The following is a 26117-nucleotide window of genomic DNA, read 5'->3' on the forward strand; positions in this document are numbered from 1 at the left end:
ATGGTTATGGGATTGTAGAAAATCAATCACACTGATTCACTGTGATGCGTTAACATCAAACCGCACCCTAAAAGACTGATGGCTTTTGGGGTGTTTTTTATGTGGGGGCAACATGTGTGAGTAATGATGCTCAAATACTGGCGTTGATGTTGAAAGATAAAAATTGCTAAAAAGTAGTTAAGATACTGAGTTTCTCACATTCTTAGATGGGTCTTGCCGATTGAATGAAATATTTGTTGTCATATGGGGTATTTTTGTATTTTTATGTATAAATTTTAATACAAAATAAGATATAATAACACATCTTTTGTTACTTTTTGGAAATAATCATGAATGCAGTACTTATTGCAGTCATCATCATGGTGGGCCTGTCCTTGGCTCGTGTGCATGTGATACTCAGTCTTATTATTGGTGCGATGATGGGTGGTCTGATTGCTGGCCTGTCTGTGGCTGACACATTGACAGCATTTCAAGACGGCTTGAAAAATGGTGCTCAAATCGCTTTGTCTTATGCCATTTTGGGTGCATTTGCCATGGCGATCGCACATTCTGGAGCACCGAAATTTTTGGCTGATAAGATGACCTTGCGTCTTAATCAAGCATCAGCCAGTCATGCGGTTAAATGGATGCTGTTTGGGATGATTGGCTTGATGGCGATTTTTAGCCAAAATCTCATTCCGATTCACATTGCATTCATTCCACTGATCATTCCGCCATTATTGGTGCTATTAAATCGCTTACAGGTGGACAGAAGATTGGTGGCGTGTTTGATTACTTTTGGTTTGGTTAATGCCTACATGTTCTTACCTTATGGTTTTGGCGACATCTTTTTAAATCAAATCATCTTAAAAAACATCAATGATGCTGGCATGGATACCGCAGATGTGTCAATCATGCGTGTCATGGCAATCCCTGCCTTTGGAATGTTGCTTGGATTGTTGATTGCTATTTTTGTGAGCTATCGCAAACCAAGAACCTATCAAAGCATCTCAACGCACAATACCGATACTCAAGCTGCTGCTGATACTTCCAGTCCTTACCGCACCACGGTGGCACTGGTGGCGATTGTGGTGGCGTTTTTGGTGCAGTTGTATACAGATTCGCTATTGATGGGTTCGATTGCAGGGTTTGCCATATTCATGGCGTCTGGTGTGGTGAAATGGCACGAGGCTGATCATGTTTTCAATGATGGCATCAAAATGATGGCAATGATTGGATTGATCATGATCAGTGCACAGGGCTTTGCCGAGGTGATTAAGACCACAGGTCAAATAGACTCATTGGTCAATGGTGCCATGTCTTTATTTGGCGGTAATAAAGGCTTGGCAGCGTTTGTCATGCTTGTTATTGGTTTGGTGGTTACTCTTGGTATTGGTTCGTCCTTTTCAACAGTACCGATTCTAGCGGCAATTTATGTTCCTTTGTGTGCTGCTTTGGGCTTTAGCATGTCTGCAACGATTGCGTTAATTGCTACTGCAGGCGTATTGGGTGATGCTGGTTCGCCTGCATCTGATTCAACCTTAGGACCTACCATGGGGCTTAATATTGATGGTCAGCATGATCATATCAAAGATTCGGTCATTCCAACATTCATTCATTACAACATTCCACTCATCATTTTCGGCTGGATTGCGGCGATGGTATTGTGATTGGTTGCTGGGTCAAATGGTCAAAGGCAGTCTTTAAGCTGCCTTTGTTTTTTGTGGGGCTAAAGATTGTATTTGCCATTGAAATGAATGAAATTGACCTCATTTAGATGATGAATTAATCGAGGGCTTGATGGTAAAAGCTCATCGCATGTTTACGCTTTGATGACTCATGAATTGGCGTAACTTGGGTGCGGTGCTAAGGTGTGCTATAATGAACCAACATAAAAGAGGGTGTGAGCATGAATGGCGATGACAGTAAAAATAACACTCGGTCTGACAATTTTATCATGTCTATAAAAGCTGTGAATACAGAGGTCGATACATCGGCAAACAGAGTGCAAGATGAGGCATTAGAAAATCAAGAGAGTTTCATGCCAATAGTAACCGAACCGATGCTTGCCGATGATGAACAAAATGCCAGTCATCAAATCATTGACAAAAATGATCAAGAGACGGTTGTGCCCATCATGCCATTAGTCTAGTGGTGTGATTGTGTACGAATAATATGAATGAGCTGTTAAATTAACAATGAACTGTGAGTAAGTAATGAGTGAGCATCAAGGCTGGTTTAGCCGCATGAAGCAAGGGTTGTCAAAATCTGGTAAAAATTTGACCGAAGGGCTAATGAATGTATTGGTGGGCGGTAAAGAAATTGACGATGAGTTGCTTGAAGAGGTTGAGGATCAACTGTTGGTTGCAGATATTGGGGTGGACGCCACCAATCGCATCATTAAAAACTTGACGGAGCAGACCGCTCGTGGTGATTTGATCTATTCTCATTCTCTGTACAAGGCACTAAAAAAAGAGTTGGTTGACATCTTAGCACCCAAGGTACACCCTTTGTATGTTGATACGACCAAAAAACCATTCGTCATTTTGATGGTTGGGGTTAATGGTGTTGGTAAGACAACAACCATCGGCAAGCTTGCTAAAAGACTGCAAGGTGAGGGAAAATCTGTCATGCTGGCAGCAGGCGATACTTTCCGTGCGGCAGCAACCGAGCAATTACAAATTTGGGGTGAACGCAATGGCATTCCTGTGGTGGCACAAGGGCACGGTTCAGACAGTGCATCAGTCATCTTTGATGCCATGCAATCTGCTAAGGCGCGCGGCATTGATGTTTTGATTGCAGATACGGCAGGACGGTTGCAGAACAAAACTCATTTGATGAATGAGCTTGAAAAAGTCGTTCGTGTCATGAAAAAGGCCGATGAAACCGCACCTCACGAAACAATGATCGTGCTGGATGCTGGTACTGGTCAAAACGCCATCAATCAAGTAAAGATATTTTCAGAGGCTGTGCCATTGACTGGTATCAGCATTACCAAGCTTGATGGTACGGCTAAAGGTGGCGTGGTATTTAATGTTGCTCAAAACACTGCTGTACCAATCCGATACATTGGCGTTGGCGAGGGTATTGATGATTTGCAATCTTTTGACCCACATGAATTTGTCGAAGCGTTGTTTGATGAAGATCATTAAGCTTTCAACCTAGCAAAGTCATTCGTATCAGTCGCTAGGATTCATGATGGTGCCTGCATAAGTCATGCCATGAGTCAAAAACATGACAAAAATTCTCCATTAAGCCGCTTGGGCATATACCTTAGATGGTCAATTATGTTATAATAAGCTAGTTTTTTGTTGCTTAATTTTTTTTGGGGGTTTTTATGTCGTATGCGTTACTTCGTCCATTGCTGTTTAACATGGAGCCAGAGCGTGCGCATGAATTTACCCTAAAACTGCTTGAAAAAGCACATAAGGCAAAACTATTAGAATTTGGCCATGCCAGACAGTCTTTACCGACAACATGCATGGGCATTCACCTTTTAAATCCTGTTGGCTTGGCGGCAGGTCTTGATAAAAATGGGTCGCATATTGATGCGATGAGTGAGCTTGGCTTTGGTTTTTTGGAGGTTGGTACGGTTACCCCACGCCCCCAATCAGGCAATGATAAGCCACGACTGTTTCGTATCACTCAAGCTGGTGGTATCATCAATCGCATGGGTTTTAATAATGATGGTGTGGATCAGATGATTGCCAATATTGAGCGTGCCAAATATCAAGGCGTGCTGGGCATCAATATTGGTAAAAATGCCATCACACCTGTGGAAAATGCACTTGATGATTATGTGTATTGCTTAGAGCGTGTGTATCCTTATGCCAGCTATATCACCATCAATATCTCAAGCCCAAACACTAAAAATCTACGCACTCTGCAAGGTGGCGATGCTTTGTCATCATTGCTTGATGGCATCAAAACTTGCCACACACGACTGGCCAATGAGTATGGCTTTTATGTTCCACTTGCCTTAAAAATCGCTCCAGATTTGGATGAGTCTCAAGTAGATGAGATTGCACACACCGTTTTGGCGTTTGACATAGATGGGCTGATCGCCACCAATACCACGCTATCTCGTGTGGGGGTTGAGGATTACCCGCATGCTGATGAACAGGGTGGTTTATCTGGCCGTCCTGTCAGTCATATGAGTACTCAAATTCTATCCATGTTTCACGATCGTCTGATGGATAAGGTGGATCTGATCGGTGTGGGTGGTATTGATGAAGGTGCGCTTGCTGTTAAAAAATTTAAGGCAGGTGCTAAAGCTGTGCAACTGTATTCCGGGTTGATTTATAAAGGCCCAACGCTCATCACTGACTGTGTGCAAGCGATTGCAGAGCATCAAGAGCATCATTTGATTGTATGAATCCATTATTTGAAGCGATGACTTGGCTGGACATGCTGATCATCATTGTGGTGTTTTTTGGGTTGTGGCGTGGTTTTGGGACAGGCTTGATTAAAACGGTGGCATCGTTTCTTTCATGGTTTTTGGCGTTAATAATCGCATCGCAGATGACCAATTTGGTCGCTCCTTGGCTTTCAGGACTTATCATCAACCCTGTTTTACAAACCGCTGTGGCATTTTTGGTGGTGGTGCTTATTGTGATGATGTCGGTACAGGCGACAGCGTCATTATTATCAGGGGTGTTTAAAACCTTAAAGTTAGGAATTTTTGACCGTATGTTGGGAGGTGTGCTAGGAGCCATCACAGGTCTTATCAAAGTTTTGATTTTCCTTAGCATCGCATCTCCCTTACTGGTGCATCTGCCAGATTGGCACTCGTCTATTTTGGCACAAAATCTACTGCCGCTTGCTCCCATTGCCATGCAGTTACTGCAACAGGTGCTTGGCGAGTCTTGGCAACAAATTCAAAACCCTTACCAATCTTAATCTTTGGAGTGAATTATGTGTGGTGTAATTGGCATCGTAGCTCATGAACCTGTCAATCAAATGTTGTATGATGGCTTAACCATGCTACAACACCGTGGACAAGATGCGGCAGGGATTGTTACCTTAAAGGATGATAGGCTATACCTTCGAAAAGACAATGGCATGGTTCGTGATGTCTTTTTAAACAAGCATATGGTGCGTTTGGTAGGAGACTTTGGTATTGGTCATGTTCGTTATCCAACCGCAGGCACATCAAGCACTGCCGAAGCACAGCCTTTATATGTCAATTCACCTTATGGTATTGCGTTGGCACATAATGGCAACTTGACCAATGCTGATAAGATTGCCAAAGAGCTGTTTGAAAACGATCATCGTCATCTTAACACCGACTCAGATTCAGAAGTGCTACTCAATGTACTTGCCAATGAACTCCAAAAATCTCCCAAGGCGAACTTGGAACCAAATGACATTTTTCATGCCTTGCAAGCAGTCTATCAACGCTGTGAAGGGGCGTATGGTGTGGTGGCCATCATCGCAGGGCATGGTCTGCTTGCCTTTCGTGATCCAAATGGCATTCGTCCACTCATCTATGGGCAGCGTATGACCGACGATGGTGTGGAATATGTGGTGGCATCTGAGTCGGTAGTGATTCAAGCACTTGGCTTTGAGATTGTTCGAGACATCGCACCAGGTGAGGCGATTTTCATTGATTTGTCACACAACATTCATGCCAAGCAATGTGCTGATGTCGTCAAGCATACTCCTTGTATTTTTGAGTATGTGTATTTTGCCCGCCCTGATTCAATCATTGATAACATTTCGGTATATAAAGCACGCATGCGTATGGGGGAGAAGCTTGCACAAAAAATCGTGCGTGAATGGGGTGAAGATCACGGAATTGATGTGGTGATTCCAATTCCAGACACTTCACGCAATTCAGCCTTAGAGCTTGCCACGCATTTAAATGTCAAATATCGTGAAGGCTTTAATAAGAATCGATATATTGGTCGCACCTTCATCATGCCTGGGCAAGGACAGCGTAAAAAAAGCGTCCGCCAAAAATTAAACGCCATACCACTAGAATTTAAAAATAAAAATGTCCTGCTGGTTGATGATTCAATCGTGCGTGGTACGACTTGTCATGAAATCATTCAAATGGCAAGAGATGCAGGTGCTAAGAATGTGTTTTTTGCTTCGGCAGCACCTGAGGTCAAATTCCCCAATGTTTACGGTATTGACATGCCGTCTCGCAGTGAGCTGATTTCATCAAATCGTACGGTTGAAGAGGTGCGTCAAATCATCGGTGCAGATCGTCTGATTTTCCAAGATTTGGAGGATTTGATTGAGGCGGTGAATAATACTAAGTACAGTAAGGTCAGTGAGTTTGACTGTTCGGTATTTGATGGTCGTTATGTGGCAGGGGGCATTGATGATGCTTATTTGGAGGCACTGCAAGCCAGACGCAACGATGCCGCTAAAAATAAAACCGTAACGGTTGTTGATACACCAGTGGACATGACGGGTGTCACGGGTGTTTAAGAGCATGATGATAGCAATCAGTCATCTGATGAAGGCTGATTTATTCATGTATCCGCTGATAATCATCACCCTGATATTACTTGATTTTTATTCAAACTGTGATCATTTTTATGTAGTGTATTATGAAATCATCTCATCAAAAACTTGCTTTAAGCCTATCTGTCTTATCCTTATCATTGCTGACTGCCTGTACCAATACCAGCAATCACACCCCTATACAAAAAACCATCACAGTGATTCAGGGCAATGCTTCATCTTGGGCATCAAGCCAGCCGATTGCCCAAGTTCAGAAAGCACAACCAACCCCTAAAATCGAAAGTCATGTCATTGATGATCGTCCTACCCATCAACCAATCACCCCCAAGGCTGTGGCAGAGCATCCCATTACCTTCAATGATTGGAAAGAGGATTTTATCCATCGTGCGATTGCTAAAGGTTATGGGGCAAATATGGTGCATGCACTGATGGACGGTGCTAATTTTAATCAACGCATTGTCGATCTGGATCGCTCTCAGGCAGAATTTACCAAAATGCCTTGGGAGTATGTCAGCTCTGCAGCATCTGCCAGTCGTGTCAATCAAGGTCGTGCCAAACTTGCTCAATATCCGACGACTTTTAATCATGCCGAATTGACATACGGCGTTCCAAAGCAAATCGTTGCGGCGATTTGGGGTATGGAGTCATCTTTTGGAGCAGCGACTGGCAATACGGATTTGGTGAGTGCCTTATCCACCCTTGCTTATGATGGTCGCCGCCGTGAATTTGCTGAAAATCAGTTGTTTGCCATGTTACACATGCTCAATCGTGGTGATGTTGAATCTTCGCAATTTAAAGGTTCGTGGGCAGGTGGCATGGGGCATACACAATTCATTCCAAGCACTTGGGTGAAAGAGGGTTTGGATGGCAATGGTGATGGTCATATCAACCCTTGGAGTGTTGGAGATGCGCTTAATTCTACCGCCAGTTATTTGAAGAATGCAGGCTGGATTGCTGGTCTTGCTCCTTATTATGAGATTCGTTTGCCTAATAACTTTAATTATGAGTTGTTGAATACCAAACAAACCTTAGATACTTGGCGAAATCTTGGATTGAGTTCGGTGGTGGCAGAAGATTTTGGTGGTTCTGTGCTTGCAGAACTTTGGTTGCCTGCTGGCATTAACGGACCGGCGTTATTACTGACGCCAAATTTTGAGGTGATTCGGGTTTATAATAACTCAACCAGCTATGCGCTTGGGGTGTCATTACTGGCCAAGCGTCTGTCTGGTAATGGAGGGTTGGTGGCAAGTTGGCCAACGCACGAACGGCCACTGTCTCGCAGTCAAGTTGAGCGTTTGCAAAACAAGCTCAATGAGCAAGGATTTGACGCAGGTGGTGTAGATGGTGTGGTAGGTGCAAACACTCGCCGTGCGTTTGCTCGATGGCAATCGGCGAATGGTCGCATTCCTGACGGCTTCATCAGTCAGTATAGTACTAAGGATTTGATTTGGTAAAACTGATGACTAAGTCTGTCATTCATGCATGTGGCTAACCTAAAATTTTTTAGGTGTGTGATAGACATGCTAATTCACAAAAAAATCTGGGGTATTCACAAAATTTGCCAAACTGAGTACCTTGAGGTGTGATCATCAACACATTATTGCGATAAGATGGATGTGAGTAATCTGTGATGATGGCGTGCTGTGCTGATTACGCCATCATCAATAAAAATATGTTATAATAAAAAGCCATACTCATCATTCAAAGTGCAATAGACCGCCATGCGTATCCGTAAAGTTTTCAAATTTGAGAATGCTCATATTGTCCGCAATTGTTCATCTGATCGCTGTAAATATTCCATTCATGGACACAGTTATCAAGTTGAGTTGATTTTGGAAGCCAACGCCCTTGATCATGGACAAATGGTCTATGATTTCGGATTATTAAAGGGCAACATCAAAGACATCATAGACAGTTTTGATCATGCCATCGCCTTTTGGAATAAAGACGATTCTAATTACATTCGTGCGTGTAAAGAATTTTCACACCGTTGGGTAAGTTTGCCTGTTTCACCCTCTGCTGAGCAATTTAGCCGAGTCATCTTTTTTTGGGCAAGTGAGATTTTAAAACAGACCCAAATGAACAATGGAGAACAGGGCGTTTCGGTTTATTCGGTCATCGTTCATGAAACAGCCACAGGCTATGCCCAATGTTTTTATGAAGATGTCATCAATCCACAAATGGGACTATTGGATTTGAATGATTTTGAGTTTAGCGATGATGTTAAACAACAATGGGGAGATCCATCATTGTTTGATAAATTAAAACAAGGTGAGATTTTTTATAATCCAAAAGTTGAGATTCAAGTTAAGTGATGATGCTACTTCAATCATCTATCAATAAGTGATGTATGATGCCCATGACCATACATTTTACTTGCCATCTAAGAAAAAATAATAACAATGTCGTCTGTTGGAGTAGGTCATGAAAACCCTGATGCTGCATTCTCAATCTGATACGGCGATTCTTGCTCAAAAGATTGCCGATCTAAAGCCTGTTGGTAGTATTTGGCTGTCAGGGGATCTTGGTGCAGGAAAAACGACTTTTACTCGGTATTTTTTGCAGGCATTAGGGCATGTGGGTGCGGTCAAAAGCCCTACTTTTACCTTGGTTGAGCCTTATGTCATCAATGACAAGCCTGTTTATCACTCTGATTTATATCGTCTGCATGATCCAGAAGAGCTGGAACTTATGGGTTTTTTTGAGTATTTTGATGAGCAGGATTCGCTGATCATCATAGAATGGGCGAGTCGTGCAGAGTGCCTATTGCCCAAGCCTGACATATTGATTGATATCAAAAAAATGGCGGGTGATGACAGGCTGGTTACAATTCAAGGAATTGATATTGAATAAATTATATTATAAAAACATTCCTGATCATGCTGTTTTATCACTCATTGCTCCGACCGCCAGTGGTAAAACTGACCTAGCATGTAAGCTATATGATACAGGAAGGTTTGAGTTGATTTCGGTGGATTCTGCTCTTGTTTATCAAGACATGGATATAGGCACGGCAAAGCCCACAGTTGAGGAATTGGCTCGCTTCCCACATCATTTGGTGAATATCATCAAGCCTACAATGACTTACAGTGTTGCCAATTTCGTCGCTGCGATAGAGACGCTCATTCATCAAATCCATCAAAATGGACGCATTCCACTACTTGTGGGAGGAACGATGATGTATTATATGGCATTGCTTGATGGGCTATCTGCTGTGCCTGAAACAAGTTCCGCCATTCGCCAACAGGTCAAAGACTGGCTTAATGAAAAGGGCATTGCGGATTTGTATGCTTACTTACAAGCATACGACCCAAAAATCTGCCAGCGATTGACCATCTGTGATACGCAGCGTATCACCCGTGCGGTGGAGGTGCATCAACAAACTGGCATACCGATGAGTGTTTGGCAGGACACTCCTAAAATTGCTTTGAGTCATAACCCAAATCATTACTGGATAACATTATCCGTTGAGCCGCAACGAGCTTGGTTGCATGAGCGTATCTCAAAAAGACTTGATATGATGTGGGAGTTGGGCTTGGTGAATGAGGTGATTGAATTGCTAAAAAAATACCCAACATTAGCACCTGATATGCCTTCCATGCGGTGTGTGGGTTATAGGCAGGTCTTGGAGTTTTTGGGTATGTCAGGTCATGAATTGATGGATATTTCTCCAGTTTGGCAACAATTTGCTAAAAATTTACAAAAAGACCCATCAAATGTCATGCCAATGTCTTGCCAAGACATGAAAAATAAGGCATTATATGCAACAAGGCAGTTAGCGAAGCGCCAATCTACTTGGCAGCGTAGCCTTGCTCGCCTTGGTGGTGAATCATCATTGATTTTACCATTTTCTAGCATACAAGAAGTACAAGAGCAGTTATTATAAAAATCACCTTGCTCATGCGTTGTGTTTTTAAACTGTGAGTTTTCATCAGTTTGGTTTTTGGAGAATTTTTATGTCAAAAGGGCAAAGTTTGCAAGACCCATTTTTAAATGCATTGCGTAAAGACCGCATCCCTGTGTCCATTTTCTTAGTTAACGGCATCAAACTGCAAGGTCAAATTGAGTCTTTTGACCAATATGTTGTTTTATTGAAGAATACGGTCAGCCAAATGGTTTATAAGCATGCCATTTCAACTGTCGTCCCTACTCGTAACCCACGCACTGACGGTGTCTCTGTCTCTGGTGCACAGATGGGCTATGCCACACCGCCATTGGGAGTCATGTCTTCAAGCAATTATCAATCTACCAACAACGCAGGCTTCGATCGCAATGTTAATACTGGCTTCGGTTCTCGTCCTTTGGGTGGATTCACACGCACGCCTCCGAATGAGAATTTCGGTACTCGTGGTGGTTTTGACCGTGGTGGCTATCCACAAGGTGGTGGCATGAATCAGGGTTTTGATCGTGGTATGGGTCAAGGCTTTGATCGGGGTTTTGATCGTAGTGCATTTGATGAGCGTGGTTTCGATGGTAAAACCTTTGAAAAAAAGGATAAGAAAGAAACTCGTAATTTTGGCGGTTTTGATGATAAAGATTTTGATGAAAAATTTGGCGATGATGAGTTTAATGGCTGATTGCTAAATTTTTTATCCATCATGTCAAAAACCATCGATGTATTCGGTGGTTTTTTGGCTTCGTGTGTCATTGATCTTGGAAAACTTCTGTTTTTGACTTGATTTTATTCACGCAAGCCCTTATATTGTTCATGGTGGTCAAAAAATTATTGACACACATCACTCAATTCATTCAACAAAGGAATACCGTCATGGCATTTACACTACCAGAGCTTGGCTACGCTTACGATGCATTAGAGCCACATTTTGATAAAGAAACCATGGAAATCCACCACAGCAGACATCATCAAGCGTATGTCAATAACGCCAATGCTGCACTTGAAGGCACTCAATGGGAAGGTAAATCAGCAGAAGAAGTGATTGCCAACCTTGATAAAATTGATGCTGACAAACAAACTGCGGTGCGTAATAACGCTGGCGGTCATGCCAACCATAGTCTGTTTTGGACAATCTTAAAGACTGGTACTCAGCTACAAGGTTCTTTAAAAGACGCCATCATCCGTGATTTTGGTTCGGTGGAAGCATTCCAAGAGCAGTTTGAAAAAGCTGCACAGACTCGTTTTGGTTCTGGTTGGGCATGGCTTGTTAAACAAGGTGATAAGCTTGCTGTGGTTTCTACTGCCAACCAAGATAGCCCATTGATGGGTAAAGATGTGGCAGGTTGTGAAGGCACACCCATCATCGGTCTTGATGTGTGGGAGCATGCCTACTACCTAAAATACCAAAACAAACGCCCAGACTACATTAAGGCATTCTGGTCGGTAGTGAACTGGGACGAAGCACAAAAACGCTTTGAAAATGCCTAATGCATCCTAGATGATGGGTTGGATCATCATTGACACACTTAGAGCATTCATGCTTTAAGTGTGTTTTTTAATCATTTTTCAATCGCAATGATGATTGCTGGAAATGATGCGGCTAAATCTCATGATCTGTGATTGGATTGGCAAGTCTTGGGCGGTTTGGTTCAATTTTTTTAAGCAATTCATGACTGGCAGGTAACATCTCATGGGTAATCATTGCCGCCAAAATTTCTGCACAAAAAGGTGCGAAAGTAAAACCTTTTGAGCCCATACCATACATGGCATATGAATGCTGATCAATTTGCCCAACGATGGGGTGATAATCAGGCGTTTGGGCACGAATGCTGGCACGACCTTGTAGATCGGCGATGGCTGGTTTGATGAGATCGGCGATGGCTGGCAGGTTGTTTGCTAATTTATCAAGGTTGAATTGATGTTCAACCAGACTGATTTTGGTGTCGGTGCAGTTGCGTACAAAGCTGGCACCAATCAGAAAGCTTTTGCCAGATTCGTGATTGTATTTGGCACAATAGCCATCGTACTTGATCGGATGCGTGGGCAATTTAGAATAGATATCATCATTTACTGATAACCATGAGACTTGTCCACGAATTTTGCGTGGGTTGAACAGCTTAGGGGTGAGTAGATGACTTTCATGACCTGATGAGATGATGACTTTATCAGCATTCAACTCACCACAATCGCCAACAATCTTCACGCCATCAGCATGTTCAATCACGGTGTGTGCAGAAAACTGCCTGAATGAGATTAAAGAATGCTTGAGTATGGCTTTTGCCAGATTTTTTGGAAAAATCAACCCTGCCTTGGGAATGTATGTGTGAATGATCTGGTTGGGGTAGATGGCGGAGATTTCATGAATCAGCTCGTTAGGATAAGGAGCAATCATGGTACTAAGCTTATCATGGCTTTTTTTGGTGGGTAATAAAAAGTCTAATGCGCCAGAGCAATCGTACAAATCGCCATCACTGTTAAGTCTTTCATAAAATCTTGCCGCATATAAAAAAGCAACGGTTGATAGATGATGATCTGCTTGTTCAAACGCTGATAGCTTTGGGGCAAACATGGCACAGGGGTTGCCTGATGCTCCTGATGGTGGCGTGTGCTTATCAAGCAATGTTACTTTGATGCCACGGCAAGCCAAAGCATGGGCAATACATAGCCCAGACACGCCTGCGCCAATCACAGCAATGTGTTTGGGGGTGTGGCTGGGACATGGTGCTTGCGTCATTGAGAGCTTACCTGTGAGCATCTCACGCTTTCGACCAAAACCTTTATTTTTGGTCATGTTAAATCCTACTGCCTGCAAACCACGACGCACAAATCCTGCGGCGGTAAAAGTGGCAAGTGTGGCATCGTGTGCTGACAACAGTTTGATGAGTTCAAACAACTCGTTTGACCAAAGATCATCATTCTTACTGGGAGCAAATCCATCTAAAAACCATGCGTTAACGCCAAAGGTGGTGTGATGTTGTGTTTGATTTGCTTGATGCATGCTTTGAAAACTGTCCAAAGCATCACCAAGCCATAAATCAAGCATCACATCATCACACACATGGATCCGATGGCAGCCTGCTAAGGGTAGGGGGTAGTTGTTAATGAGTGATTTGATGGCTGTGGATATGCCATCATCATGACTGTGCTGCCATGCTTTAAGTGCTTTTATCAGATCAGAGCGACTCAATGGAAATTTCTCGGTACTGATGAAGTGTAGGCGTACACCAGTGGCTAAATTACCTTGACTTTTCAGCTTGTACCAAAGTTGATAAGTAGCAAGAAAATTCAGCCCTGTGCCAAAGCCAGTCTCTGCCACAACAAAGGTTTGACATTCGGACAAAGTGCCAAATCTGTGGGTCAGCTGATTACCCTCCACAAAGACATGATGGCTTTCGTCAAGACCGCCTGCATGGGAAAAATACACATCATCAAAATGATTTGAGATGGGGACGGTGTTGCCTAAGTGGTCAATTTTCCAGTCTAAGGAAGCATGCTGTATTTTCATGAGTGTTTGGCTACCAACGGCTACGCTGATTACGCATGGAAATGAGGGTGCCTGCCAATACGCACAGACCGATGGTAACAAGTACGGTAATCGCACCATATAAAAATAGCTGACCACTGCGTTCATTAGTCAAAACATTCACTTGGGTGGTCAAATCGTTGATGCGACGCTCCAATTCAGCATTTTTGACTAAAAGTTCGGCATTGGCAAGTGATAACGCATTGTCTTTTGGGGCGGCTATTTCTTCAATGCTGGGTGTGTGAGCATCTTCCGAGATGCTCAAAGCATCGTGTTGAAATTGCGATGAATGCTGACCATCACTTTGGGCATCGGCAGGATTGGTGATGATGGTTTGATTGGTAAAAGCTGCTGTCTTTTCGGTGATTGGAGTTGGCGTGTTGGCAAATGCAGATGATGCCACAGACAGACAGGTCAGTAAAAAAAATGATGCAGTGTGTTTTTTCATTATAAATCTACTTTTGGCAGGGCTTGAATGAAAGGTTTGACCTCCACATGACTGTACACGCCGCCATGGAGATAGGGTTCTTTATCTGCCCATGCCAAAGCGTGCTTTAAATCATCAAAATGTGCAATGATCAGACTGCCACTCATGGCGGATTCACCATGTTCAATGGGGGTTGGGCCTGCGATGATGAGTCGTTTTTCATCGTGAAGTTTGGCTAAGCGTTCAATGTGTGCGGGGCGAATCATGGCTCGTTTGGCTGTGCTGTCTGCGACATCATGACCGATGATGGCGAATAGGGGCATGACTTTTCTCTCCTGAATTGATCATAAAATGAGGTGTTATTGTGCATCTGAGCGAATGTTTTTTCTTAAGGCATAAAACATACCCATCATAAAGATCAGCATGACAATCATGTCGCCAAAAGCGGTGAACTCTCCCCAGTATTTTCCGTTCATGAATACAAAAGCAAAAAAAGCATGCAGACCTGCCATTAGGGTAAAAAGACCCACCCATGCCCAATGCAACTTTTTCCAGCCTGCTGATGATAGCTGAAAGATGGGTGAAAGCATTTTTTGAATGGCGGATTGTTGGTTTAAAAATAAGGGAGATAATGCCAATCCGCCAGCAAACCCCAAATTGATCAAAACCGCCTTTAAGCGAATATAAAAATCATCTCGTAATGCCAAGGTCAGTCCCCCAAAAATTACCGTCATCAGCAATACAAAAATCTGCTGTTTTTCCAGACGAAATTTTTGGCTAACGAATAAAAATCCATACACAATCAGCGTTGCTAGGCTCAAACCCAAAGTCGCAACAATGATGTGATTATTCGTCGTCGTGCCTGTCAAACCAAATACATCAAGTAAGGGGTGGTGAGGGTTGTTTTGATCGGTGGTTTTGTATAAATAGAAAAAGACAATCAGCGGAATGTAATCAAATAAAGCTTTCATGAATGGCGAGTCAATGATAAAAGATATAGTTTAAAATAAAATGACCAAAAATAAAACCTAAATTTACCCAAATGCCTCCTAAAATAAAAAATAGCCCAAGATTGAGCTATTTTTTGGTATGATAATGAGTGATTACTTGTCATTCCAGCGTTTTTGACTCTCAATGATGACTTCCTTGGCAGTTTGAATGTCAAAAAATCCCTCAACTTTCGTGGTGCCAGCTTTTTTCAAATCCTTGTAATGATTGAAGTGAAATTCAAGTTGTTTGATGAGTTGCTCTGGTAAGTCGTCTAGTGACGCATACGCATTACCATGGTTGCGGTCGTCAGCTGGCACGACGATGATTTTATCATCTACTTCACCATCATCGATAAATTTCATCACGCCCAGCACTTTAGCTTTTAAGAAAATGCCTGTGGTTAAAGGCTGGTCTGTGATGATTAACGCATCAAGTTCATCACCATCTTCATCCAGAGTTTGTGGAATGAAGCCGTAGTTGCAGGGTTTGGCAAAGACAATGGGTTCAACACGGTCAAGCTCAAAGCATGCCAGTTCACGATTCCATTCAATCTTATGATTTGACCCTGCTGGAATCTCAACAACGACATTAATGATGCCGCCCTCAACATCGCCTGCGTCTAAAATTTGGTTAAAATCTGCCATAATATGCTCCGTTTAAAAACTAACAATAAAACAGCTCATTGTAATATTAAATCGCTCTAAGTGCAATTACTCCTTGATGTCTTTGAGAAATATTTTGGACAAGCTTTTGAATGAAAGTGTGTGTGTCATCTGGGTCAAAGCAGCCAAAATTGGATAATTTCACCATATTCATGCCTGCATAACCACAAGGATTGATGGCATGAAAAGCAGTCAAATCGCAACTTAAATTGATGGCGATGCCATGATAGCTGTAACCTTGCTTGATTTTAAAACCTAGGCTTGCAATTTTACCAAGCATGTCGCCATGTTGATTATAAACATATACGCCAGGGGCATCACGGCGAGCTCTGGCGGTCAATCCGTCTGGCAGATATTCATTGACCATATCTTCAATGGATTGTTCGGCATGACTGACCAAATCTCGCACACCAAGCCCAAGGGCGTGTAAATCCCATAGCCAGTAAACCACGAGCTGACCTTTGCCATGCCAAGTAACTTGACCGCCGCGATCGGTTTTGATGATGGGAGTGCTGGTTTTGTATAAAATGTGCTCTTCTTTGCCTGCTTGCCCCAATGTGTAGACATCTTCATGTTCGACAAGCCATAGTTCATCTGCTGTGGCCTTGCCATGTTTTTTGGTGTCAATACGAGCCAAAATTCTTGATAGCATTGCTTCATGCGTGGCGTCATATGGAGCATTGTCATGAATGACCGTGTGCAGACAATCAGTTGATAACTGTTTGTGGTTGAGTTCTGACAGGTTTAATGAGATGGTAGGTGAGGTCATGATATCAATCAGTTTGTCAATAATGATGTGTTATTTTACCTTGATATGAGATGTTTTTTAAAGGGTTTTTGCTTTTATTGATCAAAAGTCTGAATAAAAAATTTGATATGGGGTGGTTCTGTGGGTATTGAGCATCGGTGGTTGGTGGTGTTGGTGGCAGGGTGCGTTGTTTTGAGAAAAATTCTCATATTTTTGTAACAATTTGACTAAAATCAATGCAAAGTTTGATATTTTTCGGTATGATAAGTCAATTTTGTTGGATGATTAGATTAAAATAGTGGATGAAGTCATGCAAAGTTTACCCATCATCACCTCGCTGCTTGATAATGATTTATATAAATTTACCATGCTTCAAGCCATGTTGCACCAGTTTCCCCAGACGCATGGCGTGTATCGATTTCGTTGTCGCAATCACGAGCAGACAGCCTACCCTCTTGCTTGGATTAAAGATGAATTGGAGATACAGTTAGATCATCTGTGCGAACTTCGTTTTACTCAAGATGAGCTGGACTACCTGCGAGGGTTGAGATTTATCAAGTCTGACTTTGTTGATTATCTAGAATTATTCAAGCTAAAACGCCGCTTTATTAAAGTATCCATTGATGAACTTGGTCTGCTAACCATTGACATTGAAGGACCGATGATTCAGGCGATGTTTTTTGAAATTTTTGTGCTTTGTATTGTCAATCAGCTGTATTATGAACGCCTAAATGATGACTGTGTGCTTGCAGAAGGGCAAAGACGCCTTGATGATAAGGTTAAAATGCTCAAGCACTACCAAGATTTGCAACGCTCAGACCTGGATCATCCGCCTTTTGCGGTGGCAGATTTTGGCACTCGTCGTCGATTTTCTAAGCAATGGCACTATCATGTCGTGCGTACACTCACCAAAGAAGCACCAACCATTTTTCGTGGAACAAGCAATGTGTACCTTGCCAAAGAGTTGGGTATCACGCCGATTGGGACGATGGCACATGAGTTCATGCAGGCATTTCAGGCATTGGATGTGCGACTGCGAGACAGTCAAAAAGCGGCGTTAGAAGCGTGGGTGCGTGAGTACCGTGGTGATTTGGGAATAGCATTGACTGATGTGGTGGGTATGGACGCATTTTTAAGAGATTTTGATTTGTATTTTGCCAAGTTGTTTGATGGGTTGCGTCATGATTCTGGCGACCCCTATGAGTGGGGGGATAAGGCAATCAATCATTACAGCATGCTAAAAATCAATCCAAAAACCAAGACTTTAAATTTTAGTGATGGTCTGACACTCGAAAAAGCATGGGATTTACATCAGTATTTTAAAGAACGCATTAAGACAGGCTTTGGCATTGGTACAAATCTCACCAATGACATGGGGCTGATACAGTTAAACATTGTACTAAAATTGGTGCAGTGTAATGGGCAGCCTGTTGCCAAGCTTTCTGATAGCCCAGGTAAGACGATGATTGATGATGATACTTATTTGGCATATCTAAGAAAAGTCTTTGAAATCAATGATGGCTAATGCTTCATTAAGTCAAGATTGCGTATCAATGGTTTGAATTCAATGATCAAAAAAGGTAAATGCTGATTTATGAAGAGTTCATGACACATCTTTTTGGTAAAATGATTAAAATCATGATATGATTGGGCATCATTATTAACTCATCAAAAACCATGCGACACCTCCCAAAAACTCCACAACAAGTCCGCCACGATCCAAGAAAACGCTTTGGGCAAAATTTCCTTCATGATACTGGCGTGATTCGCCAAATCGTTGATGCCATCTGCTTATCTCGCACTGACAATCTGCTAGAAATCGGACCTGGGCTTGGTGCATTGACTGAGCCGCTACTGGCAGAGGTTGATGGCATGACGGTGATTGAGCTTGATCGCGATTTGGCCAGCCAGCTTAAAATCAACATTGGTGCTAATAGCCATCCTGATTTTAACATCATCAATGCCAATGCCATGCATATTGATTATCGCGCACTTAGCCAAGAGATTGGTAAAGGGGCGTTACGAGTGGTGGGGAATTTGCCTTATAACATTTCCACGCCGATTTTATTTCGCTTGCTTGAATTTGGCGATGTCATCAGCGACATGCACTTCATGCTCCAAAAAGAGGTTGTTGATCGCATCACTGCAGAGCCGAATACCAAAGCATATGGAAGACTGTCAGTCATCATGCAGTACCATTGTATGGCGGAGTATCTTTTGACTGTGCCAAAAGGGGCGTTCAATCCACCACCTAAGGTAACCTCAGCAGTCTTTCGCCTAATCCCATATGCCTGTAAGCCCATCACTGCCAAAGATGAGGCGTTGTTTGCCACCATCGTGCGTGAGACTTTCAATCACAGACGCAAAACATTACGAGCGATTTTTAAGAGCATGAGTATTTTGCCAAAATTGAACGATGAGGATTTTGTTGAAGCTGGCATCAATCCGCAGGCACGCCCAGAGACACTTTCGGTGGCGGATTTTGTGCGTCTGTCTGATTTGGCCCTAAGTAAATCATCTTAACTGTAAACGCCATCATGGGCGGATTTAACCATTCATTGACACAAAAAACAACATGGATAAAGACGGACAAAAGACTTATCGTCATCAGTATGTGATCGGCGACCTACAAGGGTGCTTTGGGTCATTCTCTCGCCTATTAAACCTGCTTGATTTTGATGAGGCACAAGATAAGATTTGGCTTGCTGGCGACATCGTGGCGCGTGGTGAGAACTCCTTGGCAACCTTGCGTGAAGTCAAGAGGCTGTCTGATGTGGGGGCGTTGGCAACCGTGCTTGGTAATCATGACATCACATTGATTGCGGTGTGGCGTGGAATCATGCCGCCTAAGCCTAGGGACAACACCTTGCCCATATTCAAAGCCCATGACTGTGATGACTTGTTAAACTGGCTTCGAAAGCAGCCGCTTTTGTTGTATCCTGATGATAAAACGGTATTGACGCATGCAGGCATTCCGCCCAATTGGTCAATTGATGAGGCGGCTGGCTATGCCAAAGAGCTACAAATCGCACTTGGTTCGGATTTGAACAGTCTTGATAAACTCCTACCAAAACTATACAACAAAAAAGCCGAACGATGGGCAAATGATTTGAGTGGTGCAAAGCGACTTAGACACATCGCTAACTACCTGACCAGAATGCGACTGTGTGATGCCAATGGCACACTTGAATTTGGCTTTAAAGAAGGCTTGCTTGATGAAATGCCAAAAGGATTTCGCCCCTGGTTTTTATGGGAAGTACCAAGGCAAAGACGGATTTTATTTGGACATTGGGCAGCATTACAAGCCAAAGTTGCCAGTCGTACCATACGCTCACTTGACGGCGGCTGTGTGTGGGGTGGCAGACTGGTGGCCTATCGGCTTGGCGACGAAAAGTTGTTTTGGGTTGATGGCAATGCCCAAATTTGACGGACTTACTGTTTTTCAAGATTGGTATCAAGTGGTTGGCAAGTGCGTGGTGCAAAAAGTTTCTGACCTCGTTCATCTCCAACATATCGCCAATGCCATGATTCTTCTGACACGCCTGTTTGAGAGGAAAAGTTTGGCGTGAAAGTTTGCTCCCACCCATACTCTTTGGCATGTTCTTTGAGCCATCGGTAACCTTTACTTTTGGCAAACTTATCATCAATCGGTGCAAAATCTACCGCATAGCCAGTGTGATGCTCGGAAAATCCCGCAGGTGATGAGGTGGTGTAGATGGTTTTTGGAGATTGTTTTTGGCGGATTTTACGCTTCACAATGACATCTTGAGCGCGGACGGAGCGGAATATGGAACTTGGGTATAACGCAACTTTGTCTTTGGCTGCTGCTTTGACCAGTTCTTGTAAAGGTGTTTTGACATCTTTGTGAATGAGTTTGTTCTCATGGTTTTTATCGCCATAGCCACTCCATACCAAATCTTCAGCAAAAGCCTCTTGGTATGAAAAATGCTTGATGCCAACTGCTAAGGCATCAGGTGAGCAGATGGGCGTGGCGGCGACTGGCGATGAATTTTCGTCAGGGGATTTGTTCAGAGGTTCGTCTGTCTCCTCGTGATTGACCCACATCATATTAACAGTTGTTGTGGTACTGACATGTTCTTTATCTGATATGTTCGTGGCGTAGGCAGTCATGCTACCAAAAGCCATTAAAAACAGAGCGATGTGATGCTTGATTTTATGTGTTGTCTGCATTGTCTTTATGTTTGAATTGCGTGTTAAGAATTTAAGATAAGTGCTGTTCGTGATGACATTTGTGAATGCCAATCTTTACTTACGAAGCGGAGAATGTTGGGGTTTTGGTTGATGCAGATGTGCAACCATCGCATCAAGCACCACGGTAGCAAAAGAACCTTTGGGTAGTACAAAACTTAATGTCAGTGCATCATCTTTCCATTTCCAAGACAAATTGCGTACAATCAGTCGTGTGGGTCTGCGTAACATTTTTGCCTTAACTTTTTCTAAGCCTTTGATGAGTACGCTGTTTTTTTCATCTTGAAAAATGGCATTTTCAACCGCCAAGGCGGATTGACTGGCTTTATTTTCTCCAATGCCAAACAGGGTAATGGTGGGGTGAATGTCATGTCTTTTTAGGCGTTCGATGACGGCATCATCAATCTTACTGGTAAAAATTGAACCTGTGCCATCAAGATTGAACACATCGCCATCAATTGCTTGATTCCAAGTACCATCAGCCACTCGTAATGTTAAAATTTCATTGAATAAATGACTGCGTGCTGATGAGATGAGTATCCCATGGCGTTCAAAGTCTTTTTTGAATGGCTTGTAAGGCTTGGGGTTGTCTAATAACTTTTGAAAAAATGCTCGGGCTTGGCTTAGGTTGTTTCCATCTTGTCCAAATCTTTGTTCGCCAACATAGTTTGGCACACCGTGATTGATGATGTCCGTGAGCTGCTGTTCGATGGCATCTTTATCACCGACGACCTTAGTGAGAGTGATGGTGAAATGATTGGCAGCATGCGTGCCACGATTAAGTTTTTTACCATGCCAGTGTTGTTGTAATAAAGCAAGGTACTCGGTGGGCTTGAGTGCTTTTAGAGCAATATCATTAAAAGGCTTTTGTGGTGGCTGTTTGTTTGGTAATCGTAAGCTGAACCACTGAAAGGTTTGGGCGTGGCGGTCTTTCATGCCAGAGTAGCCAACATCATGAATGGGAATGCCTGCCCAGTCAGCCAGCAGGCGTGCGACAAAATGGGTATTTAGGTTGATTTTTTCTACATATAACCAAAGATGTTCGCCACATCCATCAAAATCCAGACAAAGCTGTTCGGTAACAATAAAGTCAGTAGGTGTGTTCTTAAAGGTGGCTGAAATGATGGTTTGCATGAGGATCGGTTGACAGCTAAAAATGGCTATTAAAGCATGATTTGGCACATTTCTCAAATTAAAAAGTGCATGATGATGAAAAATCATCAAAAATGCTTGATGAATATGTATTTGGTCAGCCGAAGCTTATCTCACGGAAGCGATGCTTGACCTTATGATGATGCATTTGAATGATCAAGTGCTTAAAATGACCAGCCAGTCTGATGAAAAGATTGCAGGGGTGATGACTTTATTTTAAATTGAGTGCATACCAAACATGACACATGAGTTAAATGGAGAATGATCATGCAATACATCGCCCCACTTCGTGATATGCAGTTTGTGATGCACGAACTGTTAGATAGCCAGTCGCATTACGCCAAACTGGATGAATATCATGAACTTGACATAGAGACGATTAATAGCTATTTGGAAGCGGCGGCGGATTTTGCCCAGTCAGTGTTATCGCCAATAAATCGCACAGGCGACCTTGAAGGCTGTACTTTTGATGAGGGTGAAGTCACGACGCCGACAGGCTTTAAACAAGCATATGAGCAGTATTGTGAGCTTGGGTTTGCAGCGTTAAATGCCGAACCTAAGTATGGCGGCTTGGGCTTACCAACTTCCATATCAAGTGCCGTCAGTGAAATCATGGGGACGGCAAACTGGTCTTTTTCCATGTATCCAGGATTGTCACACGGTGCCATTCAAACCATTGAGCATCACGGCACAGACGAACAAAAAACCACTTATCTTGAAAAAATGAATACGGGTCAATGGTCTGGTACCATGTGCCTGACCGAATCACACGCAGGCTCGGATTTGGGCATCATTAAGACTCGTGCCACACCAAATGAAGATGGATCGTATGCCATTAAAGGACAAAAAATATTCATCTCTGCTGGCGAACACGACTTGACCGAAAACATCATTCATATCGTCTTAGCTCGCCTGCCAAATGCTCCTGCTGGTACTAAAGGCATCTCTTTATTCATTGTACCAAAATTTTTGGTGAATGCTGATGGTTCTTTGGGTGAGAGAAATGCTGTTACTTGTGGGTCGATTGAGCATAAAATGGGCATCAAAGCATCGGCGACTTGCGTGATGAATTTTGATGATGCTAAGGGATATTTGATAGGGCCGAAAAATCGTGGTCTAAATTGCATGTTTACCTTCATGAATGTCGCACGCATTGGTACGGCAATTCAGGGTTTGGCGGCGTCTGAGTTTGCGTTTCAAGGCTCTTTAAAGTATGCCAAAGATCGTACCGCAATGCGTTCATTATCCGGTATCAAAGAGCCACAAAAACCTGCTGATAGCATCATTCACCATCCAGCGGTGCGTAACATGCTATTGACCCAAAAGGCATTTGCTGAAGGTGGTCGAGCTTTGGTGTACTACCTGTCTCAATTTGCTGACATTGTCGCCAAAGGTGAGCATGCACAGGCAAAGTTTGCTGATGAAATGCTGTCTTTACTAACACCGATTGCCAAGGCATTTTTGACTGAAACAGGTCATGAGGCCGCTAACATGGGTGTGCAAGTCTATGGAGGCCATGGTTTCATCAGTGAATGGGGCATGGAACAAAATGTTCGTGATACTCGCATTGCATGCTTATACGAAGGGACGACAGAGATTCAAGCATTGGATTTGCTGGCTCGTAAGGTGTTGGGTTCGCAAGGCAAAATGCTTGCCAACTTCACGACAATCATTCATCAGTTTTGCCAAGAGCATCAAGATGATGACCGTGTGGGTCAGATGATAAGCACGCTTACCAAGCTTAATAAACAATGGGGCGATATCACCACTCGTATTGGCATGCAGGGCACTCAAAATGCAGACGCTATTGGTGCGGCAGCGGTTGATTATCTGTTTTTTAGTGGCTATGTTACCTTGGGTTATCTATGGGCAAAAATGGCGACCGTCGCTTATGCACGACTGGATAAAATGTGTGAAAGCTTAGATGTGGAACATGCGTTGGATGGCGAATACGGCTTTTATGATGCCAAGATTAAAACGGCGGAGTTTTATTTTGCCAAACTCATGCCACGCCATGCGGTTCATGTTGCACGAATCAACAGTGGTCATGAATCATTGATGGCAATGGAGGTGGAACAGTTTGCCTTTTGATGATCTGTCAGCTACTGACATCAGATGGTTGTCAGCTTGATCTTAAAGGTTGTTTCTTGATGGCAGTAGCTTTTTAGAGTGAAAATTATTTTTAAAATTCATCATAAACAAGGAGTGGTCATGAGTTTGAGTTATCACGCACCGTTAGATGAGATGCGATTTACTTTATATGAAGTGTTTAAAGCATCACAATTTTGGCAAAACACCCCCAGTCTGTCGCACATGGACGCTGATACGGTGGACATGGTCTTGCAGGAGATGGCGAAATTTAGCCGTGAAGTATTATTGCCAATCAATCAATCTGGCGATAACGAGGGGGCGAAATATCTGGGTAGGGGCAGGGTTGAGACGCCCATGGGGTTTGGGAAGGCATTCAGGTCTTATGCTGAGATGGGTTGGATCGGACTGGGTGGCTGCGAATCATTTGGTGGACAGGGTATGCCAAAAATGATTACGATGCTTACCGAAGAGATGATGTTTTCGGTCAATCAATCTTTTGCTTTATACCCAAACTTGACGGTTGGAGCCAGTCTTTGCTTGCTCGCCAGTGGCAGTGAGGAACAAAAAAATGTTTATCTGCCCAAGCTTTATACAGGTGAATGGTCTGGTACCATGTGCCTGACCGAATCACACGCAGGGACGGATTTGGGCATCATTAAGACTCGTGCCACGCCAAACGAAGATGGCTCTTACAACATCACTGGCACGAAGATTTTTATCACTGGTGGCGAGCATGATTTGACTGAGAACATCGTTCATTTGGTGCTTGCTAAGACGCCAAATGCTCCTGCTGGTACTAAAGGCATCTCTTTATTCATTGTACCAAAATTTTTGGTGAATGCTGATGGTTCTTTGGGTGAGAGAAATGCTGTTACTTGTGGGTCGATTGAGCATAAAATGGGCATCAAAGCATCGGCGACTTGCGTGATGAATTTTGATGATGCTAAGGGATATATGGTGGGTGAACAAAATACGGGGCTTGCCACCATGTTTGTCATGATGAATTATGAGCGTGTTACCATGGGTTTGCAAGGGCTGGGGGCGAGCGTGCTTGCGTATCAAAACGCTTGTCAATATGCCAAAGAGCGTCTGCAAGGTCGTAATGATGCTGGCGTACAAAATACAGATAAAGTTGCCGATGCCATCATTGGTTTTGGTGATTTGCGTCGCATGCTGTTAAATGCCAAATGCAATAGTGTTGCGTCTCGTACCTTTGCCATGTATGTGGCTCGTGAACTGGATATTGCTAAATTTAGCGACGATACACAGATGAGGGCGGCTGCAAATGCTAAGATTGCCCTATTAACACCGATTGCTAAGGCATTTTTGACCGACATGGCATTTGAAGCGGTGGTGGGCTGTCAGCAAGTATTTGGCGGTCATGGCTATATTAAAGAATGGGGCATGGAACAAATCGTTCGTGATACACGCATCAGCCAAATCTATGAAGGGACGAATGGCATTCAGGCACTAGATTTATTGGGTCGTAAAGTCATTAAGAATCAAGCCATGACGCTATTGAGCTTTATTGATGAGGTGCTAGATGCGTGTCAGGCGGATACGAATCATGCCATCAAAGATGCCGCCATTAAAGCCGCCAAGCGTGTGCGGTCATTGACAGAGCATCTGCTAAGTGCTACCAAGCAAGACACTCACCTCATTAACACATCTGCGGTGGATTATCTGCATGCAGTTGGTTACTTATGCTATGCGTACATGTATTTATTGATTGTGCAAGCATGCGATGGTCAGTCTGGTAAGTTCTATGATGAGCGTCGTAAGCTTGCAGATTACTTTGTTTTGCGAATGTTGCCGAAGCTCTATGCACATGCTGACATGGCACAGGCGAGTGCGTCAAGCGTGATGGCTTTTGACGATGATTTTTTTTAGTCGCTGATGGCAGAATGACAGCAATAGACAGTCGCCATTCATCATTCGGTTGCTTGTGAGGATTGATGATGAAGGTT

The 26117-nt window shown here is 43.2% G+C and carries 25 protein-coding genes; 17 read left to right on the forward strand and 8 right to left on the reverse strand.

Features of this window, described 5'->3' with window-relative positions; all coding sequences use genetic code 11:
- Nucleotides 1-329 precede the first annotated feature (329 nt).
- From M2R47_RS03545 to sodA, 12 genes are all read left to right on the forward strand, one after another.
- Nucleotides 330-1649, forward strand: coding sequence for a Na+/H+ antiporter family protein (locus tag M2R47_RS03545; protein WP_249099067.1), 1320 nt, complete (start codon nucleotides 330-332; stop codon nucleotides 1647-1649).
- 239 nt (nucleotides 1650-1888) lie between these two features.
- Nucleotides 1889-2131 carry a hypothetical protein gene (locus M2R47_RS03550; RefSeq protein ID WP_249099070.1) on the forward strand — a complete coding sequence of 81 codons (243 nt, stop codon included), beginning with the start codon at nucleotides 1889-1891 and terminating at the stop codon, nucleotides 2129-2131.
- Between the two features lie 64 nt (nucleotides 2132-2195).
- Nucleotides 2196-3131, forward strand: a complete 936-nt coding sequence (gene ftsY, locus M2R47_RS03555; RefSeq protein WP_249099072.1) for a signal recognition particle-docking protein FtsY — start codon at nucleotides 2196-2198, stop codon at nucleotides 3129-3131.
- A 185-nt stretch (nucleotides 3132-3316) separates the two neighbouring features.
- Nucleotides 3317-4354 (forward strand): quinone-dependent dihydroorotate dehydrogenase, encoded by a 1038-nt coding sequence (locus M2R47_RS03560; protein WP_249099077.1) that lies wholly within the window; start codon nucleotides 3317-3319, stop codon nucleotides 4352-4354.
- Nucleotides 4351-4878, forward strand: a complete 528-nt coding sequence (locus M2R47_RS03565; protein ID WP_249099079.1) for a CvpA family protein — start codon at nucleotides 4351-4353, stop codon at nucleotides 4876-4878. Before M2R47_RS03560 ends, M2R47_RS03565 begins: the two co-directional genes overlap by 4 nt.
- 15 nt (nucleotides 4879-4893) lie before the next feature.
- Entirely contained in the window at nucleotides 4894-6417 is a 1524-nt protein-coding gene (gene purF, locus M2R47_RS03570) for an amidophosphoribosyltransferase (protein ID WP_249099082.1), read from the forward strand.
- Between the two features lie 122 nt (nucleotides 6418-6539).
- Nucleotides 6540-7907, forward strand: a complete 1368-nt coding sequence (locus tag M2R47_RS03575; protein WP_249099086.1) for a lytic murein transglycosylase — start codon at nucleotides 6540-6542, stop codon at nucleotides 7905-7907.
- Nucleotides 7908-8174: 267 nt separating this feature from the next.
- Nucleotides 8175-8768 (forward strand): 6-pyruvoyl trahydropterin synthase family protein, encoded by a 594-nt coding sequence (locus M2R47_RS03580; RefSeq protein WP_249099089.1) that lies wholly within the window; start codon nucleotides 8175-8177, stop codon nucleotides 8766-8768.
- A gap of 109 nt (nucleotides 8769-8877) precedes the next feature.
- Nucleotides 8878-9306 (forward strand): tRNA (adenosine(37)-N6)-threonylcarbamoyltransferase complex ATPase subunit type 1 TsaE, encoded by a 429-nt coding sequence (tsaE, locus tag M2R47_RS03585; RefSeq protein ID WP_249099092.1) that lies wholly within the window; start codon nucleotides 8878-8880, stop codon nucleotides 9304-9306.
- Complete coding sequence (gene miaA / locus M2R47_RS03590) at nucleotides 9299-10339, forward strand: tRNA (adenosine(37)-N6)-dimethylallyltransferase MiaA (RefSeq protein WP_249099096.1); 1041 nt, start codon at nucleotides 9299-9301, stop codon at nucleotides 10337-10339. Before tsaE ends, miaA begins: the two co-directional genes overlap by 8 nt.
- A gap of 70 nt (nucleotides 10340-10409) precedes the next feature.
- Nucleotides 10410-11030: an RNA chaperone Hfq gene (hfq, locus tag M2R47_RS03595; RefSeq protein WP_249099099.1), complete on the forward strand. Its 621-nt coding sequence runs from the start codon at nucleotides 10410-10412 to the stop codon at nucleotides 11028-11030.
- A gap of 191 nt (nucleotides 11031-11221) precedes the next feature.
- The gene (sodA, locus tag M2R47_RS03600) at nucleotides 11222-11836 is read left to right on the forward strand and encodes a superoxide dismutase [Mn] (RefSeq protein WP_249099101.1); all 615 of its coding nucleotides are present in this window, start codon (nucleotides 11222-11224) and stop codon (nucleotides 11834-11836) included.
- A 112-nt stretch (nucleotides 11837-11948) separates the two neighbouring features.
- Here the strand turns inward: sodA and mnmC1 are convergent, their stop codons facing one another.
- The 6 genes from mnmC1 to lipB form a co-directional block, all read right to left on the reverse strand.
- Nucleotides 11949-13853: an FAD-dependent 5-carboxymethylaminomethyl-2-thiouridine(34) oxidoreductase MnmC1 gene (mnmC1, locus tag M2R47_RS03605; protein WP_249099104.1), complete on the reverse strand. Its 1905-nt coding sequence runs from the start codon at nucleotides 13851-13853 to the stop codon at nucleotides 11949-11951.
- A 10-nt stretch (nucleotides 13854-13863) separates the two neighbouring features.
- Nucleotides 13864-14319 carry a hypothetical protein gene (locus tag M2R47_RS03610; RefSeq protein ID WP_249099107.1) on the reverse strand — a complete coding sequence of 152 codons (456 nt, stop codon included), beginning with the start codon at nucleotides 14317-14319 and terminating at the stop codon, nucleotides 13864-13866.
- Nucleotides 14319-14621 (reverse strand): YciI family protein, encoded by a 303-nt coding sequence (locus M2R47_RS03615; RefSeq protein WP_249099110.1) that lies wholly within the window; start codon nucleotides 14619-14621, stop codon nucleotides 14319-14321. The genes M2R47_RS03610 and M2R47_RS03615 overlap by 1 nt, the downstream gene beginning before the upstream one ends.
- A gap of 36 nt (nucleotides 14622-14657) precedes the next feature.
- Nucleotides 14658-15269, reverse strand: coding sequence for an inner membrane-spanning protein YciB (locus tag M2R47_RS03620; RefSeq protein ID WP_249099113.1), 612 nt, complete (start codon nucleotides 15267-15269; stop codon nucleotides 14658-14660).
- A gap of 132 nt (nucleotides 15270-15401) precedes the next feature.
- Nucleotides 15402-15932, reverse strand: coding sequence for an inorganic diphosphatase (locus M2R47_RS03625; RefSeq protein ID WP_249099117.1), 531 nt, complete (start codon nucleotides 15930-15932; stop codon nucleotides 15402-15404).
- A gap of 46 nt (nucleotides 15933-15978) precedes the next feature.
- Nucleotides 15979-16719, reverse strand: coding sequence for a lipoyl(octanoyl) transferase LipB (gene lipB / locus M2R47_RS03630; RefSeq protein WP_418001181.1), 741 nt, complete (start codon nucleotides 16717-16719; stop codon nucleotides 15979-15981).
- A 289-nt stretch (nucleotides 16720-17008) separates the two neighbouring features.
- On the opposite strand from lipB, the gene pncB reads away from it, so the two are divergent.
- The 3 genes from pncB (at nucleotide 17009) to M2R47_RS03645 (ending at nucleotide 20125) form a co-directional block, all read left to right on the forward strand.
- A complete protein-coding gene (gene pncB, locus M2R47_RS03635; RefSeq protein ID WP_249099120.1) occupies nucleotides 17009-18223 on the forward strand; it encodes a nicotinate phosphoribosyltransferase in 1215 nt (404 codons plus the stop codon).
- 152 nt (nucleotides 18224-18375) lie between these two features.
- Entirely contained in the window at nucleotides 18376-19221 is an 846-nt protein-coding gene (gene rsmA, locus M2R47_RS03640; RefSeq protein ID WP_249099122.1) for a 16S rRNA (adenine(1518)-N(6)/adenine(1519)-N(6))-dimethyltransferase RsmA, read from the forward strand.
- Between the two features lie 52 nt (nucleotides 19222-19273).
- Nucleotides 19274-20125, forward strand: coding sequence for a symmetrical bis(5'-nucleosyl)-tetraphosphatase (locus M2R47_RS03645; protein WP_249099127.1), 852 nt, complete (start codon nucleotides 19274-19276; stop codon nucleotides 20123-20125).
- A gap of 5 nt (nucleotides 20126-20130) precedes the next feature.
- Here the strand turns inward: M2R47_RS03645 and M2R47_RS03650 are convergent, their stop codons facing one another.
- Both M2R47_RS03650 and truD read right to left on the reverse strand, forming a co-directional pair.
- Nucleotides 20131-20889 (reverse strand): M15 family metallopeptidase, encoded by a 759-nt coding sequence (locus M2R47_RS03650; RefSeq protein WP_249099130.1) that lies wholly within the window; start codon nucleotides 20887-20889, stop codon nucleotides 20131-20133.
- Nucleotides 20890-20964: 75 nt separating this feature from the next.
- Nucleotides 20965-22041 carry a tRNA pseudouridine(13) synthase TruD gene (gene truD / locus M2R47_RS03655; RefSeq protein ID WP_249099132.1) on the reverse strand — a complete coding sequence of 359 codons (1077 nt, stop codon included), beginning with the start codon at nucleotides 22039-22041 and terminating at the stop codon, nucleotides 20965-20967.
- Between the two features lie 285 nt (nucleotides 22042-22326).
- Here truD and M2R47_RS03660 point away from each other — a divergent pair, with 285 nt between their 5' ends.
- Both M2R47_RS03660 and M2R47_RS03665 read left to right on the forward strand, forming a co-directional pair.
- A complete protein-coding gene (locus M2R47_RS03660; protein WP_283162902.1) occupies nucleotides 22327-24150 on the forward strand; it encodes an acyl-CoA dehydrogenase C-terminal domain-containing protein in 1824 nt (607 codons plus the stop codon).
- Nucleotides 24151-24270: 120 nt separating this feature from the next.
- On the forward strand, nucleotides 24271-26040 hold the full coding sequence (locus M2R47_RS03665) for an acyl-CoA dehydrogenase C-terminal domain-containing protein (RefSeq protein WP_249099135.1): 1770 nt from the start codon (nucleotides 24271-24273) through the stop codon (nucleotides 26038-26040).
- Nucleotides 26041-26117 lie beyond the last annotated feature (77 nt).

The sequence above is a fragment of the Moraxella oculi genome (genome assembly GCF_023336735.1).
Classification (GTDB): domain Bacteria; phylum Pseudomonadota; class Gammaproteobacteria; order Pseudomonadales; family Moraxellaceae; genus Moraxella; species Moraxella oculi.

Excerpts from the sequence above, each read along its gene's own strand:
- M2R47_RS03545 (WP_249099067.1), top strand. The coding sequence starts at position 330 with ATGAATGCAGTACTTATTGCAGTCATCATCATGGTGGGCCTGTCCTTG.
- M2R47_RS03550 (WP_249099070.1), top strand. The coding sequence starts at position 1,889 with ATGAATGGCGATGACAGTAAAAATAACACTCGGTCTGACAATTTTATC.
- ftsY (WP_249099072.1), top strand. The coding sequence starts at position 2,196 with ATGAGTGAGCATCAAGGCTGGTTTAGCCGCATGAAGCAAGGGTTGTCA.
- M2R47_RS03560 (WP_249099077.1), top strand. The coding sequence starts at position 3,317 with ATGTCGTATGCGTTACTTCGTCCATTGCTGTTTAACATGGAGCCAGAG.
- M2R47_RS03565 (WP_249099079.1), top strand. The coding sequence starts at position 4,351 with ATGAATCCATTATTTGAAGCGATGACTTGGCTGGACATGCTGATCATC.
- purF (WP_249099082.1), top strand. The coding sequence starts at position 4,894 with ATGTGTGGTGTAATTGGCATCGTAGCTCATGAACCTGTCAATCAAATG.
- M2R47_RS03575 (WP_249099086.1), top strand. The coding sequence starts at position 6,540 with ATGAAATCATCTCATCAAAAACTTGCTTTAAGCCTATCTGTCTTATCC.
- M2R47_RS03580 (WP_249099089.1), top strand. The coding sequence starts at position 8,175 with ATGCGTATCCGTAAAGTTTTCAAATTTGAGAATGCTCATATTGTCCGC.
- tsaE (WP_249099092.1), top strand. The coding sequence starts at position 8,878 with ATGAAAACCCTGATGCTGCATTCTCAATCTGATACGGCGATTCTTGCT.
- hfq (WP_249099099.1), top strand. The coding sequence starts at position 10,410 with ATGTCAAAAGGGCAAAGTTTGCAAGACCCATTTTTAAATGCATTGCGT.
- sodA (WP_249099101.1), top strand. The coding sequence starts at position 11,222 with ATGGCATTTACACTACCAGAGCTTGGCTACGCTTACGATGCATTAGAG.
- mnmC1 (WP_249099104.1), bottom strand. The coding sequence starts at position 13,853 with ATGAAAATACAGCATGCTTCCTTAGACTGGAAAATTGACCACTTAGGC.
- M2R47_RS03610 (WP_249099107.1), bottom strand. The coding sequence starts at position 14,319 with ATGAAAAAACACACTGCATCATTTTTTTTACTGACCTGTCTGTCTGTG.
- M2R47_RS03615 (WP_249099110.1), bottom strand. The coding sequence starts at position 14,621 with ATGCCCCTATTCGCCATCATCGGTCATGATGTCGCAGACAGCACAGCC.
- M2R47_RS03620 (WP_249099113.1), bottom strand. The coding sequence starts at position 15,269 with ATGAAAGCTTTATTTGATTACATTCCGCTGATTGTCTTTTTCTATTTA.
- M2R47_RS03625 (WP_249099117.1), bottom strand. The coding sequence starts at position 15,932 with ATGGCAGATTTTAACCAAATTTTAGACGCAGGCGATGTTGAGGGCGGC.
- lipB (WP_418001181.1), bottom strand. The coding sequence starts at position 16,719 with ATGACCTCACCTACCATCTCATTAAACCTGTCAGAACTCAACCACAAA.
- pncB (WP_249099120.1), top strand. The coding sequence starts at position 17,009 with ATGCAAAGTTTACCCATCATCACCTCGCTGCTTGATAATGATTTATAT.
- rsmA (WP_249099122.1), top strand. The coding sequence starts at position 18,376 with ATGCGACACCTCCCAAAAACTCCACAACAAGTCCGCCACGATCCAAGA.
- M2R47_RS03645 (WP_249099127.1), top strand. The coding sequence starts at position 19,274 with ATGGATAAAGACGGACAAAAGACTTATCGTCATCAGTATGTGATCGGC.
- M2R47_RS03650 (WP_249099130.1), bottom strand. The coding sequence starts at position 20,889 with ATGCAGACAACACATAAAATCAAGCATCACATCGCTCTGTTTTTAATG.
- truD (WP_249099132.1), bottom strand. The coding sequence starts at position 22,041 with ATGCAAACCATCATTTCAGCCACCTTTAAGAACACACCTACTGACTTT.
- M2R47_RS03660 (WP_283162902.1), top strand. The coding sequence starts at position 22,327 with ATGCAATACATCGCCCCACTTCGTGATATGCAGTTTGTGATGCACGAA.
- M2R47_RS03665 (WP_249099135.1), top strand. The coding sequence starts at position 24,271 with ATGAGTTTGAGTTATCACGCACCGTTAGATGAGATGCGATTTACTTTA.